We start from the raw sequence: 1,307 nt of genomic DNA on the forward strand, positions 1-1,307 counted from the left end.
CTCGGTTTCTCGTTGAAGCCGGTCCAGCGCGAGGATCGTCTGCTCGGTGTTCTGGTTCCCCTCGATCGGATACAGCTTCACCTTCTTATTTGTGAGGGACAGGGCACCGAAGAACGACTGGGACACCTTCTGCCGGTCCACGTGGAACTTGGTGCGCTGACCCTTGGGTAGCCACATGCGGCGGGTCTCGGCCTCGTGCTCCAGGCGCACCTCGTCGACCGCGTACACCTCTCAACCGACCTCCAACAGGTCCTTGACCTGGGCCTTCACCTCGGCCATGCGCCGGGTGATGGCCTGCTCGTCACGGTGCCCGTCGAACGGGTCGGGCAGTTCGAGGCTCGGCCCGCACAGGCGCGGGAGCAGCTGGTACGAAGAATCCGCCTGGTACTCGACATCGAACATGATCTTCACGACCTCACGTATCGCCGGGACGTCCCAGAACTCGGCATGAACACCCGCCTGGGAGGGCGGCTGGGCCAGGATGGCCTTGAGTTCTTCCTTCTGTGCGCGGGCGGGTTCCGCCGCGTCCCGGTTCCCGGCGTGGCCGGTCAGGACCGAGCACATCCTGGTGGCCTGCCACTCGGCCAGCCATTCCTGCACTGTCCTCTCAGTGCGCTCAACAATCTTTGGAGTGCTTGGTGTTTCTCGGGCGGTGGGTGAAAGTGATCGTGAGGTAGAATTAGATCATGTCGGCACCGAAATATAGAGGATTATGCAAAACTCCATTCCATAGTCCCGCTGACTAGGTGTTTCAGCTGTTTGTGCCAAGGTTTTGCATAAGCCTCATAGTGCGGAATTTAAGGAACAAGTCGTTCTCGGGATCGTCCAGAAGTCCAGGCCGGTGGCCGGGGTGGCCGGATCGTACGGTCTTGTGGTGCGGGCGGTCGGGGGCCGGGTCGCAGGGTGGCGGAGGGGGCACCCCGGTCTCGGCGTTGATGCCGTGACCGTGGAGGGGCGCGCCGGGATCGGGCGGCTGAGGGCGGGGCTCCGGGAGGCCCGCATGGGGAACGGGTTCCTGGAGGGAGCGGTGGTCTTCTTCGCCCGGGGGTCCGGGTGGGCGCGGAACACCGCCGCATCCGCCGCGGAGGAGGCGACCGCCTCGTCCGGTCCGTGTGCCGGTGGGTGGAGGTATCCGGGTCCGGCTGCTGCGCCCGGCGGAGCCGACCCGGGTCCTCGACGGCCCGGCGGGGGGAGGACCCGGCGGCCATCATCGTCGGGTTCTTCGACGAGTCCGAACGGGCCTGCGGTTGCCGCCGGGTCCGCGCGGGGCCGGCCCGGAGCGGCGTCGAGGCCTCTCGCTCGGCGTG

The 1,307-nt window shown here is 66.5% G+C and carries 1 protein-coding gene and 1 pseudogene; both read right to left on the reverse strand.

Going from position 1 to position 1,307, the window contains the following annotated elements; genetic code table 11:
- Positions 1 to 228 (reverse strand): annotated as a pseudogene (locus tag K336_RS18860) (IS630 family transposase); the annotation flags it as partial.
- Positions 229 to 231: 3 nt separating this feature from the next.
- Positions 232 to 600 (reverse strand): hypothetical protein, encoded by a 369-nt coding sequence (locus K336_RS18865; RefSeq protein WP_155945128.1) that lies wholly within the window; start codon positions 598 to 600, stop codon positions 232 to 234.
- Between the last annotated feature and the right edge of the window lie 707 nt (positions 601 to 1,307).

The organism is Propionibacterium acidifaciens DSM 21887 (assembly GCF_000426605.1).
In the GTDB taxonomy this organism is placed as follows: Bacteria; Actinomycetota; Actinomycetes; order Propionibacteriales; family Propionibacteriaceae; genus Propionibacterium; species Propionibacterium acidifaciens.